At 43.2% G+C, this 17,310-nt stretch carries 14 protein-coding genes and 1 pseudogene; 9 read left to right on the forward strand and 6 right to left on the reverse strand.

Annotation, left to right across the window (positions count from 1 at the left end):
* Positions 1-330 precede the first annotated feature (330 nt).
* The 3 genes and pseudogenes from JMW90_RS04295 (at position 331) to JMW90_RS04305 (ending at position 4,142) form a co-directional block, all read left to right on the forward strand.
* Complete coding sequence (locus JMW90_RS04295; protein WP_265089219.1) at positions 331-1,632, forward strand: FAD-dependent monooxygenase; 1,302 nt, start codon at positions 331-333, stop codon at positions 1,630-1,632.
* Positions 1,633-1,871: 239 nt separating this feature from the next.
* Positions 1,872-3,158: an FAD-dependent oxidoreductase gene (locus JMW90_RS04300; RefSeq protein WP_201561860.1), complete on the forward strand. Its 1,287-nt coding sequence runs from the start codon at positions 1,872-1,874 to the stop codon at positions 3,156-3,158.
* A gap of 102 nt (positions 3,159-3,260) precedes the next feature.
* Positions 3,261-4,142: pseudogene (locus tag JMW90_RS04305) on the forward strand (Abi family protein).
* Positions 4,143-4,263: 121 nt separating this feature from the next.
* Here the strand turns inward: JMW90_RS04305 and JMW90_RS04310 are convergent.
* Entirely contained in the window at positions 4,264-5,175 is a 912-nt protein-coding gene (locus JMW90_RS04310; protein WP_201561861.1) for a LysO family transporter, read from the reverse strand.
* 749 nt (positions 5,176-5,924) lie between these two features.
* On the opposite strand from JMW90_RS04310, the gene JMW90_RS04315 reads away from it, so the two are divergent.
* Positions 5,925-6,668, forward strand: a complete 744-nt coding sequence (locus JMW90_RS04315; RefSeq protein ID WP_201561862.1) for a TorF family putative porin — start codon at positions 5,925-5,927, stop codon at positions 6,666-6,668.
* 259 nt (positions 6,669-6,927) lie between these two features.
* Here the strand turns inward: JMW90_RS04315 and JMW90_RS13890 are convergent, their stop codons facing one another.
* From JMW90_RS13890 to tnpA, 4 genes are all read right to left on the reverse strand, one after another.
* Positions 6,928-7,059 (reverse strand): hypothetical protein, encoded by a 132-nt coding sequence (locus JMW90_RS13890; protein ID WP_265089218.1) that lies wholly within the window; start codon positions 7,057-7,059, stop codon positions 6,928-6,930.
* Positions 7,060-7,241: 182 nt separating this feature from the next.
* On the reverse strand, positions 7,242-9,143 hold the full coding sequence (gene nadB, locus JMW90_RS04320) for an L-aspartate oxidase (protein WP_201561863.1): 1,902 nt from the start codon (positions 9,141-9,143) through the stop codon (positions 7,242-7,244).
* Between the two features lies 1 nt (position 9,144).
* Positions 9,145-10,284, reverse strand: coding sequence for a quinolinate synthase NadA (nadA, locus tag JMW90_RS04325; protein WP_201561864.1), 1,140 nt, complete (start codon positions 10,282-10,284; stop codon positions 9,145-9,147).
* Between the two features lie 257 nt (positions 10,285-10,541).
* A complete protein-coding gene (tnpA, locus tag JMW90_RS04330; RefSeq protein ID WP_201561865.1) occupies positions 10,542-10,940 on the reverse strand; it encodes an IS200/IS605 family transposase in 399 nt (132 codons plus the stop codon).
* Between the two features lie 74 nt (positions 10,941-11,014).
* Here tnpA and JMW90_RS04335 point away from each other — a divergent pair, with 74 nt between their 5' ends.
* From JMW90_RS04335 to JMW90_RS04350, 4 genes are all read left to right on the forward strand, one after another.
* Entirely contained in the window at positions 11,015-12,319 is a 1,305-nt protein-coding gene (locus tag JMW90_RS04335) for an RNA-guided endonuclease InsQ/TnpB family protein (RefSeq protein WP_201561866.1), read from the forward strand.
* A gap of 132 nt (positions 12,320-12,451) precedes the next feature.
* On the forward strand, positions 12,452-13,573 hold the full coding sequence (locus JMW90_RS04340; RefSeq protein WP_201561867.1) for an NUDIX hydrolase: 1,122 nt from the start codon (positions 12,452-12,454) through the stop codon (positions 13,571-13,573).
* 332 nt (positions 13,574-13,905) lie between these two features.
* A complete protein-coding gene (nadC, locus tag JMW90_RS04345) occupies positions 13,906-14,766 on the forward strand; it encodes a carboxylating nicotinate-nucleotide diphosphorylase (protein ID WP_201561868.1) in 861 nt (286 codons plus the stop codon).
* Positions 14,767-15,016: 250 nt separating this feature from the next.
* The gene (locus JMW90_RS04350) at positions 15,017-15,658 is read left to right on the forward strand and encodes a MarC family protein (protein ID WP_201561869.1); all 642 of its coding nucleotides are present in this window, start codon (positions 15,017-15,019) and stop codon (positions 15,656-15,658) included.
* Positions 15,659-15,787: 129 nt separating this feature from the next.
* Here JMW90_RS04350 and JMW90_RS04355 read toward each other — a convergent pair whose 3' ends face one another.
* The gene (locus JMW90_RS04355; protein ID WP_201561870.1) at positions 15,788-16,390 is read right to left on the reverse strand and encodes a LysE/ArgO family amino acid transporter; all 603 of its coding nucleotides are present in this window, start codon (positions 16,388-16,390) and stop codon (positions 15,788-15,790) included.
* 144 nt (positions 16,391-16,534) lie between these two features.
* On the opposite strand from JMW90_RS04355, the gene JMW90_RS04360 reads away from it, so the two are divergent.
* Positions 16,535-17,275 carry a hypothetical protein gene (locus tag JMW90_RS04360; protein WP_201561955.1) on the forward strand — a complete coding sequence of 247 codons (741 nt, stop codon included), beginning with the start codon at positions 16,535-16,537 and terminating at the stop codon, positions 17,273-17,275.
* The last annotated feature ends 35 nt before the right edge of the window (positions 17,276-17,310 follow it).

The raw sequence follows: 17,310 nt of genomic DNA on the forward strand, positions 1-17,310 counted from the left end.
TAGCCAATAGCACGTTATTACAATCGTATCGCTTTTATTTTGAACTGACTATAGATGCATCTGGCGCTTGGTTTTTTATATGGTGATTGCAACGATAGACGAAAGCATTCAGCAGTCACACTGCAAGAATTTTTTATAGCTGCTACGGATACCGTCAAGACCACAGCATGAGCAATGATTTGTGGTAATCTATGGCTTAGATAATAGAGCAATAACAACTGGGCTGAAAACCATAAAAACATAAGTAATTCTCTAAAAGTGTAAAGATTTTGAGTAAGTACTAACCACGTATAAAAGCGTGCTAAACGGGCAATGATAGGAATAATAATGATGCAAACCACTGAAGCAAATTTGTCAAAACTTAATAATATTAAACACTCTGCGATGACGGAACAACAGGTAATTATCGCTGGTGGCGGTCATGTCGGTTTGTCCTTCGCTTTGCTCTTGGCGCATCATGGTATCGCCAGTACTTTGCTTGAAAAGAACAGCTATCCAACCGTCAGTCCCAATGATGATAGCAATCGCAGCCACTATCTAGACAGTCGCAATACGGCATTATCACGCCGTACGGTACAGATTTATCAAGAGATTGGACTGTGGGATGAGCTACAAAGCCATGCCTGCCGTATTGATGCGGTGCAGATTAGCGAGCAAGGTAGCTTTGGGCGTGCACAATTAAATAAAGCTGATGAAAAAGTAGAGTCATTTGGGCAAGTCATGGAAAATGCTTGGCTCGGGCGTGAGCTATTATTAGCCGCGCAACAAGAGCCGCTGATTACCCTTATTGATAATGCAGATGTGATAGCCGTTGACCAGCAAAGCGACAGCGTGACCCTAAGTTTTAGCTACTATGGTGAAGAAGAGCATGAGCAGCAATTGCAGGGCAGTGTGTTGGTTGCCTGTGATGGTCGTGATTCTACCGTGCGTCAGCTACTCGGTATCGACACAACCACTTATGATTATAAACAAACGGCTATCGTCGGCGTGGTAGAAACGGATAAACCTCATAAGCATAATGCGATAGAGCGTTTTAGCCCAGCTGGACCACTTGCGGTATTACCATTGACTGATCCTGAAGGCGACGGCAATGACGACTATCAAGCGGGTTATAGACGCTCAGTAGTTTGGGTCTGCCCAACCGGTGAAGAGAGTAAATACTTAGAAGACGACGAGCACTTCTTAGCGACCTTGCAGCAAGCTTTTGGCGAGCGGGCTGGCATGTTTAAGACTGCTGGTCGCCGCGGTGCCTATCCATTAACGCGGGTGCTGGCTGACAAGCAAGTCGACGGTCGCTGCGTCATCATGGGTAATGCAGCACACACCTTGCATCCTGTGGCAGGTCAAGGGTTTAACCTCTGCATGCGCGATGCCCATGTACTGGCACAAATGATGAGTGCGCAAGTGCTAAAAGGCGCTGATATCGGTGATCCTACTTTGCTAAAGCGCTATGAAAAAGCCCGTCACACTGACCAAAAACGTGTTATCCGCTTTTGTGATGCCGTCGTACATGGCTTTACCCATCCAAATCCAGCGGTGAAGCTGGCACGTAATGTCGCCTTGGTTGCCTTTGATAAATTACCGAATATTAAACCTTTAATTGCCAATTATGCGATGGGGCTAAAGTCTTAGTATTGATTAGCGATTGAAAACAAAATCTAGAATTCTAGCTGCTGACTGCTATACATACCAGTACATCGTTTAAATAACGATATAATCGATTTAATTGAAAAAGATAAAGTGCTAATGAGAATGAGTGTTTCGTAGCCTCTGTCACGCCTGCGAACAGCAAGCAAGACAAATTTATCTCATTAGCACACTAATATTAAGGACTCTTTTTCATTTAGAGTTGACTATAAAAAGGATGTTTTATGAAAAATAACCATACGCTAATTATCGGCGGCGGTATCGTCGGTGCGACGCTTGCCCTTAAACTGGCACAAGACAATAATCCAGTGACACTCATTGATGCGCGCCCTGAACGTAGCGAGGCAGATTGGCAGCAGGTGCTTGGTCAACGTGATGCCCGTGTTTATGCGCTTAGCCTTGCCAGTATCGAATTATTAAAAGAGATTGGTGCTTGGCAGAAAATAGCAGCGTCAAGTCGCACAGCCGATTACTCACAAATGCAAGTCTGGCAACTAAACGGTAGAGGCGAGCTACTGTTCGGCGATAGTGGTAATAATAATGTTAATAACGATAGTGACAGCAGCAACTCGGCGCCGAAAATGCTTGGTAGTATGGTTGAGCCTGCTATCATTGAATATGCATTATGGCAGCGTTTATTAGCGCCTGATGTCAGTCAATATCTAACCGTCATCGCTGGGCAAAAAGTTGTCGATATGGATTGGCTGGGAAGCACACAAGGCTACCGTGTGACATTAGATAACGGAAGCGTGGTTAATGCGCGTCTCCTAGTTGGCGCCGATGGTCGTGGCTCATTTGTGCGCAAGCAAGCAGGTATTGAGCTTGATGTGCTTGATTATAAGCAAACGGCGATTTGCTGTGCGATTCAAACTGAAAAACCGCATCAAGCAACTGCCCGTCAAGCCATGCTACCGACTGGCACGTTGGCACTGTTGCCGCTCGCTGATATCACTGATGAAGATAAAGCCAATCCACAGCACTGGCAATCGATTGTATGGACATTACCGCGCAATCAGGCATTAGCTTTGATAGCGGAACATCCAAGATACATCGCTGATAAATTGGCTGCTGCCAGTCATTATGAGCTTGGTGCTATCCACAAAATTGAGTCAATCGCCAGTTTTCCACTGGCAGCGCAGCAAGCGAAAAGCTACGTGGCGGATAACTTAGTATTAATCGGTGATGCCGCGCATGGTGTCCATCCACTTGCGGGACAGGGACTCAATCTAGGTATGCTCGATGTGAAAGCATTAAGCGAGCAACTTACCCATGATTATAACCGTAGTGGCGGTACGCTTTGGGGTGCCAATCAAACCTTGCGTAGTTATGAGCGTTTGCGCCGTCCACATAATAGTCTGATGATGCACAGCTTCTCAGCGCTGAACTGGCTGTTTGCAGGCTCGCTGGCTCAGCTACGTCCTATCCAACAACTTCGTAATGAAGGAATGTACCGCGTGAGCAAAATCAAGCCATTGATGCGGTTGTTTGCTAAGCAGGCGAGTGGGGTTTAGAGGTTCAAATGTTGATAAATAACATTAATATATAGAGAATGTTGAATGAGTAAAACTTGGCTTTCATTTGAACAGCAGCTTGTTAGTCTTAAAAATAAAGGCATGCAAGTAGATAATGACTCATTAGCAACTAGCTATTTAGAACGAGTCGGATACTATAGATTAAGTGGTTATTGGTATCCATTTCGGCAGTTCGATAAAAACAATACAAATCAGCACTTAGGATTGTTTGTAGATGATACTCATTTTCAGCATATTGTAGATTTATATGTTTTTGACAAGAAGTTGCGACTGTTAGCAATAGATGCTTTAGAAAGAATAGAGATGGCAGTTCGAGTGGATATTGCTCATACATTAGGTAAAAAAGACCCACAAGCTCATGAACAAGCTGACAAACTAGATGGCAACTTTGCAAAAAAGGCTATAAAGAATGGAAGGAATAAAGGTAAGACGGAGCATCAGCTTTGGTTAGCTAAGCATAGTCAGTTATTGTATCGAGCGAGAAAAGAGCCGTTTATTCTCCATCACAATAAAAACTATCAGGGTATAGTACCTATTTGGGTAGCGATTGAAGTTTGAGACTTTGGCTGTATGTCTAGATTATATGCTGGTATGACCTTTTCAGATAAGACGCTTATCGCTAAAAAGTATGGCGCTAATGCAAAACAGTTTGAAAAATGGTTACGTAGTTTGAACTTTATTCGTAATGTCAGTGCTCATCATAGTCGGCTATGGAACGCAAACATTCTTGAGCAATCAGCTCCCATTAGTTTCGACAGTAAATGGTCAAAACTAGTCAACCATAAACCGTTCTTTTATTTTTGTATTATGCATTATATGTTAAAGGTAATTTGTCCTAGTTCGAGTTGGAATCAACGTTTTAAAAGTTTATTGAACGAGTTTCCTGCTGTACCTGATGATACGGTTAAGCTTAAAGATTTTGGTTTAATAACAAGCTTAGAAGATTGGAGGTTGTGGCAATAGTATGAACGGATGCTGATGAGGAGCTAGAAATAGAGAACCGCCACTTGCAAAAGCAGAGGTGACGGTCATATTGATATACATGATATCACTTAATATGAATTTAGCAAATGCTAAGATGTATCTACCCCAACGCCGAAAACACCACCATCAACACTGGCGAGACGATATTAATAATAAAGCCAAAGCTAATCGCCAATGGCACGACCTTTAGACCGCCAGATTGCTGAATTATTGGTAACGTAAAATCTAAACTGGTCGCACCACCAAGCCCAACTGAGGCAGACGGATATTTACGCATAAACACGGGGATGAATATCAGCGCAAAGAACTCACGTATCAAGTCATTAAATAACGCTACACTGCCCCAAATCGCTCCATAAGCATCGGTCATGACGATAGCTGATAGCGAATACCAACCAAAGCCTGACGCCAGCGCTAAGCCTTTTGTCCAAGACACTTCGCTAAATAGTAGCGCAAAGAGTAGCCCGCCAATCAACACCGCTAACGTAAAGATAATGCTCATCTCCACGCCGCGTTTATTGAGCAGCACTTCTTTGAGCGTAATCCCTGAACCTTTTAGACCAATGCCAACCAGTAGAATCAATATCATTAGTAGCACCGTCATGGTGTTTTCAGGCGGCATATAGGTCGCTGGCAAGAAATAACCGATCACAAAACCTATTACCACACAAATGACTTGGGCGAGGCTACCGCGAATACTAACGCGATGTTCTTTAGATTTGACGACTGGTTTTTTGGCATGCCAAGGTTTTAGGTGATCAAACAGCATCAGTCCAAACAGGCCACTACCGATAGTCAAGAGGGCTAACACAGTGACATACAGCGTAATTTCGCCTACTTGGCTACCCAAACCTTCAATTTGCGATAGTTCAATACCAATCAAAGTCAAAATGATAAACACCAAATAAGACAATCCCTTCTCAGCAAGAGCAGTCATTTTTGTATTAACAGGAATGGCAAAGCCAATAAACATTGGCGTCAATACCAATATGAGAGTAATCAGGCTTTGCATAGGATAAGCTCGAAATATTGGACTCGAAAGGTGAGACTTTGAATAGTGGAATCGTGGCCTTTTTATAAGCGGGCAATTGTATCATATCAGAAGTTAAAATCTGGCTGTTAAAGCTACTATAGTGATGACGTAGACGTTAATTAAGCAAGGTATTGAGATTTTTATTTATGCCAAACAATTCAACATCCAAAAATACTAATAATAAAAATGATCTAGCACCTTTAACTAAACTTCACTTAACAGTTTTCGGTGGTACTAGCGGTATCGGATTGGCTTTAGCTTTGCATCATTTAAAACTATAGTTAAAATATCTTAAAAACGCTACAGTGCTGCTGGTATAAATTTTTTGCAGCATCTGTCTGCATAGGCACAGCAAGCAAGAAAAATTAATATCAGCAGTACTTGATGTATCGATATTACTTTTCTCTGACTATAGGTGTGCTGACGAGCGTATGACCGAGCATCATGTGCATCATTTTGATGCGCAGCGGTGCAACTAATAGGAGTAGCCACATGATCGCACTAATTTGGTGCTAGCCATGAAGTGGTAGATATGACAAGTGTTTATGGCTACTTAGTGGCTACGACCTCAGTATTTATGCCGCTTTGGCGGTGCAAACTAAGCGCGTTGAGATGTGGTTTGTGAAGTTGGCACGGCAGCTGCTATGTGTATCGTGTGCAATGTTTATCGTGCACATCGTGGAATCAATACCGCGAGTCATCCTAAATAGAGTGAATGGAGTTTGACCATGAAACTGACCAAATTATCACATGCTGTTATCGCTGCTTCTTCAATGACTGTCGGCGCAATAGCTCACGCTGAAATTACTACTTCGGGTTCGGTGGCCTTAACTAGCGATTACAAGTTCCGCGGTATCACACAAACATCTAATAATGCAGCTATACAAGGCAGCTTGACTGCATCTCATGATAGCGGTGCTTACGCAACGGTGTGGGGCTCAAGCATAGATAGCTTAGTCGGTGGTTCAGAAATGGACTTTATACTCGGTTATGCTGGCGAATCGAGCGATATTTCTTACGATGTCGGTGTAATACGTTATGCCTACCCGGGTGCTAATAGTGGCAATGCTGGTGGTGCTGAGCCTGATTACAATGAAGTTTATGGCTCTGTAGCTGCTCGCGGCACGAAAGTTGGCGTGGCGTATTCCGATGACTATTTCGCCGAAACCGGCAAGTTTGGTTATGTTTTTGCCTCATACGGTACTGAGGTTTCAGGCGTCGGTGTATCGGCATCTATTGGCTATAACTATTTCTTTGATGACAACAATGCGGCAGGTGAAGGTCTAGGAGCGTTCCTAGGAAATGCAGCTATCACTGATGATGCTTACATCGATTATAAAGTCGCTGTTAGTAAAGAAGTTAAAGACATCGGCTTTGAGTTGGCTTATATCGGCACTGACCTAAACGAGAAAGATGCTGGTGGTCTAAACATCGACGGCTCCTTCGTAGTCACCGCCTCCAAATCCTTCTAGTCCCATTGTTTTCCGGCTGCCTCTCGAGGCAGCCATCTCCCAAACATGGCGTACGCCAACATGAAATTGGTTACTGCCGTTATTAAACCTTAGATTAAAAAATGAAGATAAAACTAAAGAACAGGTCTAATAAATTTAGACAGGCATAGGAGTTGGTTGTAAAGCTTTCTCATCAGCTATCGCTTTCGGTTGCAAGCCATGCGTTTGGAGTTTGCGAATAAACCGTGATTTGCTATCTATACACCATAAACGTTTGATCTCATAACTGCCGCGCAGACCGATCAGTATAAATGGTTGGCAGGCGCTTACGAAAATGCGGTATTGCCAGCGTGCCCCACGTCAAACTGACCACCATCATAAGACCAATAACAAATAGCGTATCAGTAGCCATATACTCAGCACTTTGAAAGATAGAAACGGTAATGAACCGCGTTTGGAATGGCTAGAACAATAATCCTACATTGCTATTATACCATTCACAAAAATTAGAGTAGCAAGGAAAACGAGTGCAAGTGCTACACACTGTAGACTAAACGAGTTTGACACGGCTAATCGTACTTTTTGGGTTTGGTATTAGATATGAGCAACTACTTGTGCTGTTCTAGCCTCTATATGATTGATTATAGGCTGAACCAGACAAGCAATACTATCTTCTTGCTCATTTGCTAATGGCTCAATAATACTTGTCTTAGGCGATACCGCTAGATTTGGATAATCTTTACGATAATGACCACCGCGACTCTCAAGGCGTTGATAAGCCGATTGAACGATTAAAGTCGCTAATTGTAGTTGTCGCGCTAACTGAAAATTGGCTAACTGATTCGAGCTCTTAGAACTGTGCACACTACTTATATTGGACTGATTGGCTTTAGCGTTGACTAGCTGTTGCTGCCACTGCTGAATTTGCTTAAGCGCTTGCTCTAACTGCTCAGCACTGCGACTGATACCCATGTTATTGGTCATTAATACTTTGAGCTGGGCGGTTATTTCAAGAAGCTCATTATCAGTGTTTAATTCGTTCTCTAATTCGTTCTTTAATTCGTTATGCTTATAAGTAGAAAATAAAGGCAGAGTGGCGGTAGATAATATAACGGGCTGGGTTTCTTTTAGTATTGGCGGTGTCCATATATCAATAGCTGGCTGTTCTATATTAATATCATAGGAAGTTGTCGCTGGTTTTTCCATCGCTGTTAAATAGCGCGGTAAGCTGGCAGCGATATTGCGACCGACCACCACACATTCTAATAACGAATTACTTGCCAAGCGATTTGCACCATGCAAACCCGTGTAAGCAACTTCGCCAGCCGCATAAAGCCCTGCCACATCGGTTACGCCATTGGCATCAGTGACCACGCCGCCGCAACTATAGTGCGCGGTCGGGGCAACAGGGATTGGCTCCCTAGTCATATCGATACCGAGATTGAATAATGTTTGATAAATTTGCGGAAAATGCTGCTGTAAAAATACAGCTGGCAAGTGACTGACATCAAGATGTACGTAGCCAAGCCCATTATTATTGATCTGCTCAGCTATTGCGCGGGCAACGATATCTCGCGGTGCAAGTTCAGCGCGCACATCAACATCAAGCATAAAGCGTTTGCCAGATTGAGGGCAGTAAAGCCGACCGCCTTCGCCGCGTAAGGCTTCCGATATTAAAAAACTACTATCGTCCAGTGCCAGCCCCGTCGGATGAAACTGGATAAATTCTAAATTTGCCAAACGGCAACCTGCCTGCCATGCCATGATGACGCCATCACCGACACAGACGTTGGGCGCGCTGGCTCGTTGAAATAATTGCCCTAAACCACCACTGGCTAAAACAACTGCGCGACTATAAAAAGTGAGTTGACGCTGACTGCTATGATCAAAAACTTGTGCCCCTTGGCATCGGTTATCACTGTTATCAGTTAATAAATTCAGTGCTTCGTGGTAGGGCCGTATACTGATATTAGACGCCGCTTTCGCCTTTAAAATCAAAGCTTCCATAACGTAGCGACCTGTCGCATCATCAGCATGGGCAACGCGTCTACAGCCATGACCGCCTTCTTTGGTTAAATGTAAATCTGCAGTTTGTAGTTCAGTGAAAGATTTTTTGTTAATTTCTTGAGCAATCTGGGTAAAAGGCACGCCTTGCTCGCACAGCCATTGAACGGCTTGCTGTCCAGCGCTCAAAATACTGGCTGTATTATCTGCCGCACATAATCCTGCACCCGCGATGAGTGTGTCGGCAATATGGTCAGCAACTGAATCGTTTTTATCTAAACTTGCGGCGATACCACCTTGGGCATAATGGCTTGAGCAGACTTCAAGTTCAGCTTTGCTTAATAGAGTAACGCTCAGCGACTCTGGTAAAGCAAGCGCGGTACTTAGTCCTGCCAGCCCTGCACCAATGATGAGCACATCTGTCTTTATGATAGCATCAAGGTTCTGATGCACATCACAGTTGTCTTTAGCGTTTGACCAAATCGCGCTCATATTATGCTGCTCCAACATTTGCAAACAGCGCACGATCTTTGACGATATCGCCGCTTGCTGCTACCCGCTGTTTTTGTGATTCAGCAAAATCAAGCATACGTTGTAATGGTTTTTTAGCGGCTATCGCTAGCTCAGGCGTCATCAAAACTTCACCGCTCCGCTGTGTCAAGCATTGCTCAATACCTTGCAACCCATTCATTGCCATCCATGGACAAAAAGCACAGCTCTTACAGCTGGCACTTTCACCAGCCGTCGGCGCTGCCAAGAAGCGCTTGTTTGGTGAGCGCTTTTGCATCTCATGTAATATTCCTAAGTCAGTTGCGACGATAAAGGTATCGGCATCCATCTCATAAGTGGATTGCAGCAGCTTACTGGTCGAGCCAACCACGTCGGCAAGCTCCACGACACTATCTGGAGATTCAGGATGTACCAATACTTTTGCTGTCGGATATTCAGCTTTTAATTGTTCAAGCTCAGTGGCTTTAAACTCATTATGTACCATACATGAGCCTTGCCATAGCAGCATATCTGCGCCAGTCTCACGCGCAATATATTTACCCAAATGTCTATCAGGACCCCAAATGATAGGCTCGCCTTGCGCATGCAAATGACGAACAATATCAATGCCCACCGATGACGTCACCACCCAATCTGCCCGTGCTTTCACTGCCGCGCTGGTATTGGCATAAACCACCACCGTACGCTCAGGATGAGCATCACAAAAGGCAGAAAATTCATCGGCAGGGCAACCCAAGTCAAGCGAGCATTCCGCTTCCAAGTCTGGCATAAGCACGGTTTTTTCCATACTGAGTATCTTTGCCGATTCGCCCATAAAACGTACGCCAGCGACGACCAATGTCTGCGCACTATGCGCTTGACCAAAGCGCGCCATCTCAAGCGAATCACCAACACAGCCGCCTGTCGCTAATGCCAAATCCTGAATAAAGGGATCGACATAATAATGCGCGACTAAGACGGCATTATGCTCTTTTAACAACTGCTTAATATTTTCTTCAACTTGCAGTCGCTCACTACGCGGCAAGTCTGCGGGCATTTTTGCTTTGGCATATTCAATATTCATTTGCGTGGCAATGCGATTATCAGTACTCATAATCGGTGCGTCATACGGATACGTTTTCATAAGTACAAGCCTTTAATGCAATAACGACAAATCATCTGCCGCTAAAAGTGAGTCAATAAATACCGCTAAAAAATAAACTGTTTTAATTATGCTCATTTTGAGCATAAATACAAGCAGTTTTTTATACGTTTATTATTTATGCAGGACTCATTTTGTATAATTACAAGCACAAGCTATGATAAGCATCGATTCAAGCTGTCAAAAAGCGAAAGAGGACTCCAACCGAGCTAGTGTGGAGATGAATTTCGTATTTGTTTTTAGCCTTGTTGATTTTGAATATAATGCTTAATAACCTCCAATGACGCCCCACCACAAGACCCTGCAAAATATGAGCGAGACCAAAGTACAGGCTTGGAATAAGCCCCTCTTAAATCCAAAAATTCACCCCTCATTCGTCTACTTGTGACTGACTTCAGGTTATTAACCAACCTGCTCAATTGCACGGTTGGTGGGTACTGAATAAGAATGTGAATATGATCAGCCTCGCCATTGCACTCCTTTAGTTCGGCATCGAATTTTTTGCATATCTCGGCGACACACTCATGGAAATAATTGTGATGTACCTCGCCAAGCACCTTCTTTCGATACTTGGTAATAAAAATCAAGTGAACATGAAGATTGAAGGCAGCATGGCGATTTTTATATATCTCACTCATTGCAATAAAAACTCTTAAATGCTAGCATTATATTGATAATATCAAATACATACTCATTAATAAAGAGAGTATTTATGAAGATCAACAAGGCGTACAAATTTAGGCTTAAGCCTAATGCGGAGCAACAGGTTATTCTAAATAACCTTGTTGGCTCTGCGCGTTTTGTTTGGAATCAAATGTTGGCAATCTCGCTTGAGATGTTTGCTAAAAATGAGTTTATTAATGCGACCAATCTCGTTAATAAAATCATGGAGGTTAAGAATAATCCTGATTTTGAGTTCTTAAAAACCCACTCAAATGCGGTGTCCTTACAGCAAAAGATTCGTGATCTAGCCTCGGCTTGGTCGCGTTTCTTTGATCCTAAAGTTCATATCAGGTTAAAAGAAAATAAGAAGAAACCTAAAAAAGCCAAGTTCTTTAAATTAGCTGATGGCACAGAAATTCAGCTACGCCCGTTGATGCCAAGATTTAAGCGTAAATCTGATGGCCGAGATTCAATCAGGTTGGTTCAGTTTGATAAATACTGTCGTGTTGAAGGCAGTCGTATCAAACTGCCTAATGGCATTGGTTTGGTGAAATTTAGAAAGTCGCAAGATATTATCGGCATCATCAAAAACGTTACCATTAGCAAGAAATCGGGGCACTGGTACGTATCGTTTGGCACTGAACGCGAAGTTGAAAACCCACGCCACCCTGCTACCAGCGCACTAGGTTTGGATTTGGGCATCACAAAGCTGATCACCACCTCAAACGGTGTGACCATCAAACCAAAGAATAGCTTTAAAGCCAATCAAGTGAAACTTGCTAGATTGCAGCGCCAGTTGGCAAAGAAAGTGAAATTCAGTGAAAACTGGAAAAAGCAAAACGGTAAGATTCAAAAATTGCATCATCATATCGCCAATGTTCGCCATGACTACTTGCATAAAATCACAACCACACTCAGCAAAAGCCACGCCATGATTGTCGTTGAAGATTTAAAAGTCAGTAATATGTCGAAATCAGCCAGCGGGTCGATGGAAAACAAAGGACGTAATGTCAAAGCCAAGTCGGGATTGAATAAATCAATTCTGGATCAAGGTTGGGGCATGGCGCTTGATATGCTTGAGTATAAACAGCACTGGCGCGGTGGGTTGCTGATCAAAGTAAATCCAAGATTTACCAGCCAAACCTGCCTTAAGTGCCAACATGTTGCTGTCGATAACAGACAAACTCAGTCAAGATTTGAGTGCGTCAAATGTGGTTATATTGCGAACGCAGATTTCAATGCTGCGCGTAATATATTAGCGGCAGGGCATGCCGCTTTGTCTGTGGAGGGAGGATGCAGTAAAGGTCGCCCGATGAAACAGAAAACTTGTGACACTTGTGAGAAAGTCACCTAAGAGCTAACGCTTTTAGAATCCCACACTTGAGCTTTTCGAAAGTGGCGGGAGTATGTCAAACTGAGCATATGGTCAAGAGCTTATCAGTTGATCTTTATTTCATAATTAAAATAAAAGGTAATCATTAACGTCATGACGTTGTCATATTCACATGCGCATCAACAAGGTAGCGGCACGACTGAAGTTGTCGCAGTACTGGTTGCGATTACGGAGCACACGGCGCGCGTTTTAACCGTTGATCAAGGCAAGCTACTGCCCAATGGTCCACTGATGCCACTACACCGCTCATTGCAAGCAGGCGTGCGCCAATGGGTTGAAGAGCAAACACAGCAGCCACTGGGTTATTTGGAACAGCTATATACCTTTGTTGACACCAATAGACGCAATGATGATGGTCATGCGCTGGTCTATGTCAGCTATTTGGGATTGGTACAAGAAACACAAACGCAGCTACAAAGCCAAGCCTTATGGCGTGAATGGTATGATTATTTTCCATGGGAAAATCATTTAGATGGTATGCCAGTTATCATTATGGAACATATCGTACCGGCGTTATTACGTTGGGCAGATGACGCAAGAGAGCCTGATATTCAGCAGCGTCGGTGTCAGCGTATTGGTTTATGTTGGGGCGTCAGTGAGACGGTTCTAAATAAATCCTCTCAAAATAAAAGCGTATTTTCAAATAAAGAGATAAACAATAAACCAATAAATAACCAAGAATACGAGAATAGGGAATACGAGAACAGAGAATGGGTTGCAGAACATGTCCTTCTGCGCTATGAGATGCTCTATGAAGCAGGTCTTATTGCAGAAGCACCGACTTATCCGCCAAGCTATTTGTCAAATTCTCAATCTGGTAATGCTCAATCTGTCAATTCTCAATCTAACAAGGCGTTTAAATTGTCTGATAACTGGTCACAGTTTATAGGGTCGCCGATGTACTATGACCATCGCCGAGTGATTGCGACGGCCATCTCAAGGCTACGTGCAAAAATTGAATATCGTCCGCTCATTTTCGGCTTAATGCCAGATGTATTTACCTTGTCGCAGTTGCAGCAAAGCGTCGAAGCTTTATCTGGTGTGCCACTACATAAGCAAAACTTCCGTCGGCTACTCGAGTCGCAAAATCTTGTACTAGAAACAGGGCAGAGTAGCAGCGCTCAGCGTGGTCGCCCTGCCAAGCTTTATCGTTTTCGCCATGATATTGAGCTGCAAAGTTTACTGATGGATAGCAAATTGCCCAAGCGTAAATAGCCGCCCAATCTCTATCAGGCTCTATAGTCAGCTCAAAATAAAAGCGATACGATTGTAATAACGTGCTATTGGCTATAATTTTTCTTGCTTGCTGTTCGCAGGCGTGACAGAGGCTGCAAAAAATTTGTAGCCAATAGCACTGATCGTTTTTAAAATGAATCGACTCTATCATCATTAAATCTTATAAATTTATTGAAAATTTTAATTTATGATATTTTCTTGCGAGACAATAAACTTTACGTTATATTTATGCTCATTTTGAGTTTAAATAAAGAAGATTTATCATAATAGACGTATATATCAGTTAAAGACACGCAAAATAAGGACCAAAAATGACAATGAAACAAGAGCCAGCATTGGCTGAAGTATTGCTTAAACCTTTGGTTGAGTTGGCATTAACAGAAGACTTAGGCAGGCGCGGTGATGTCACCTCCCAAGCGACTATTCCAGCAGACATGCAAGCGCAATTACAGATTAAAGCGCGCCAAGCAGGCGTGATATGTGGTATGGATTTAGCGCGCTTATCTTTTGCCTTGATTGATGCAGAGATCGAGTTTATTGCGCACGTCCATGATGGTGAGACGGTCGAAGCAGGCACAGTGTTAGCGATTGTACGCGGCAATGCGCGTAATCTGCTGACTGCAGAGCGTACAGCGCTCAACTTTATGACGCATCTCAGTGGTATTGCGACCGATACCAAAAAGATTGTCGATAGCGTGGCAGAATATCCCGCGCAAATTACTTGTACCCGTAAAACCATTCCAGGCTTACGTATCGTCCAAAAATACGCGGTACGCTGTGGCGGCGGACGCAATCATCGCTTAGGGTTAGATGATGCGATTTTAATTAAAGACAACCATATTGCCATTGCAGGCGATATCAAAACAGCCATTAAGCAAGCGCAAGACTTTGCTGGGCATTTGATTCCAATCGAAGTGGAAGTCGATACATTAGCGCAGTTAGAGCAAGCGCTTGATGCTGGCGTGAGTTTGGTACTTTTGGACAATATGGCGCCTGAGATATTGTTGCAAGCCGTCGCTATGTGTCAAGGTCGAGCTAAAACCGAAGCATCAGGTGGTATCACCCCTGAAACCGTGCAAGCCGTCGCAAAAACAGGCGTAGATTTTATCGCGATGGGTTATTTGACGCATAGCACGACTGCACTCGATATCGGTCTTGATTTTAGCGCATAAAACAACCATCCAATTTTATGGGTTAAATCGTTGATGATTTAAAATACCAGTCATTAACCTGTTAAAATAGCAGCTGGCTATTGAGTCTATACTGATTTAGTGCTAGCAGAGAACTCAAGCAAAGTAATGATTCGTTTGGGTTATCTGCCTATGATACAATGCCGCTGCTACCGACTATAAGGTCATCGCTACAACCGTAGGGTGACCTTATCTTTTTGCCCAGTTTGACCAATAGACAAGCGAGCGCTCAGTGAATACTGAAATTATTAAGATAATCTTAGCCTTTATGGTGTTGATTAACCCCTTTAGCGCATTGACATTGTTCTTGGATTCGACACGCGGTTATTCGATGAATAATCGACGAAAAGTGGCACGCGTTGCTTGTCTAACGATTTTTATTACCATCAGTTTCTTTACCTTAGCAGGCGAAACGCTCCTCAAAGTCTTGGGTATTTCGATCGGCTCCTTTCAATTGGCAGGCGGTATATTGGTATTTTTAATCGCTTTAAATATGATGAATGGCGATGGTAATCCAGTCAAGCCCGATCAAGAAAACTTCGATGTCGATCATCTACAAGGTGCGCCGCCAACGATGGCAGCCGCAGTTGTACCCATTGCTATTCCGATGATGATTGGACCGGGTGGTATTTCAACCGTGATCATTTACTCATCACAAGTTTCAGGTATCCTGCAAGTATCTGCTATTTTGATTGCGGGTTTGTTTATCAGTCTATTTTGTTATTTGGCATTGATGGCAGCCGGTCGTATCAGTCGCTTATTAGGTGATACAGGACTCAATATTATGAGTCGAATTATGGGTATGTTACTGGCTGCCGTTGCTATGGAAATTATCGTCAATGGTCTACGCACGCTATTTCCCAATTTATTGTAGTTTTTTATACTGTACAACCTAGGTAATCAGTCAAATAGAAAACCAAACATTTTAAAAAGTGTTTGGTTTTCTGTTCTTAAGCGCTGTGTTTATTTCTAGCTAAATATGATTGAGCTGAAAATGTCTGTTTTAACTTTGGTATAAATGCCAAGCCAAATAAAGCATCAGTATGCCTATCAAGGCATCGAGGATATTCCAGGCTTTTGGTTTGGCAAATAAAGGTTTGAGTAACTTTGCGCCATAGCCGAGTGCAAAAAAGAAACAGAATGAAGCGCTGACCGCACCTACTGCAAAGGCAAGCTTACTACTGGCACCCGTCGAAACCATTCCAACCAGTACTAAGGTATCCAAATACACGTGTGGATTTAACCACGTAAAACCAAAGCATAGTAACAGCGCTTTTTTTAAACTGATGACGACTTGTCCATCGACGATGAGTGCGTGTGATAAGCGCATACTGGCATATAAGCTTTGCAATCCGTAACCTAACAAAAATAGGACGCCCGCGACCTTTGCAATATTGACCACTTGCGGGTAGCGCGCTGTTACCGCGCCAAATCCGCCAACGCCAGCTGAAATCAACAACGCATCACTGACTGCGCAGAACAGACAGACAAAAAATATGTGCTCGCGTTTCAGCCCTTGTTTGAGGACAAAGGCATTTTGTGAACCAATAGCGATAATCAGCGATAAGCCAAGCAAAAAACCAGAACTATAATCGGTGATATTCATGATGGCTGTCTTATCCTTTAAAAACGCTGACGTTTGCTTACTGGCAGCACGGCAAAAAGCTGTTAAGATAAGGGATTGAATGGTCGAATGCAATCAGTAAATGGGTGAGGAGCAGGGTAAGTCATGGTCATAAGTTTGACAAGAATGCTACAGTCGTTTGGGCAAGCAAACGATGACCTACCAACTATCGCTGCCAAAAATGCTCAGCAAGCAGCCGCTAATAACGTTGCGACTAATGAAAATAAACCTAGTAAAAATGACGATAACAGTACGTCTAAAAATGCTATTTCAGTGCTTAGCGAACCACAGCGTACCGAACGTATTTGTGATGCTTTAGCGCAAGTGTCTGATATTCGCACGCCAACGCCGTTGACCGATCGTTATTTGTCCAACCGTGCTCAAATGCGACCGAGCAATAGACCACCTTTTGACCCAGATACCTTATGGTTTCTTAAACATGGACGTTGTCCAATTATGACTGAGCTTGTAGACGTAGTCGATGAAGCCGCCCTAAATGCGATGCCGATTGAGGCGGTTGCTATATTAGACAGAATTAATGGCAAATTAAAACGTTATCGCGAATGGAGTAGCGAGCTTAATGATGAGCAACAGCAGCAACATAATGAGCGCCAATTTGTCATTGATAAGCTGATATCAGAAAGTATTCCAGAAGCCTTGCATCATTACGAGCAGCTACAGCGATTTAGCCCGCATCGTACTAAGAATAATGTGGGTCAAGGTAAAATGACTGCAGGCGATATGTTGACAGATTTGTTTTTAGAGATTGATTATGAGCTTGATGAGTTGTTAGAGGAGCTGCATCAAACGGTGATGAATCGTCTGGCTTCAACACATCGTTATGTGAAAAGCCGTACGCAGAATTAGTCGCCAGTTTTTGTCCTGTTAAAAAAGTTAGCATC

The organism is Psychrobacter glacincola (assembly GCF_904846215.1).
GTDB classification, from domain to species: domain Bacteria; phylum Pseudomonadota; class Gammaproteobacteria; order Pseudomonadales; family Moraxellaceae; genus Psychrobacter; species Psychrobacter glacincola.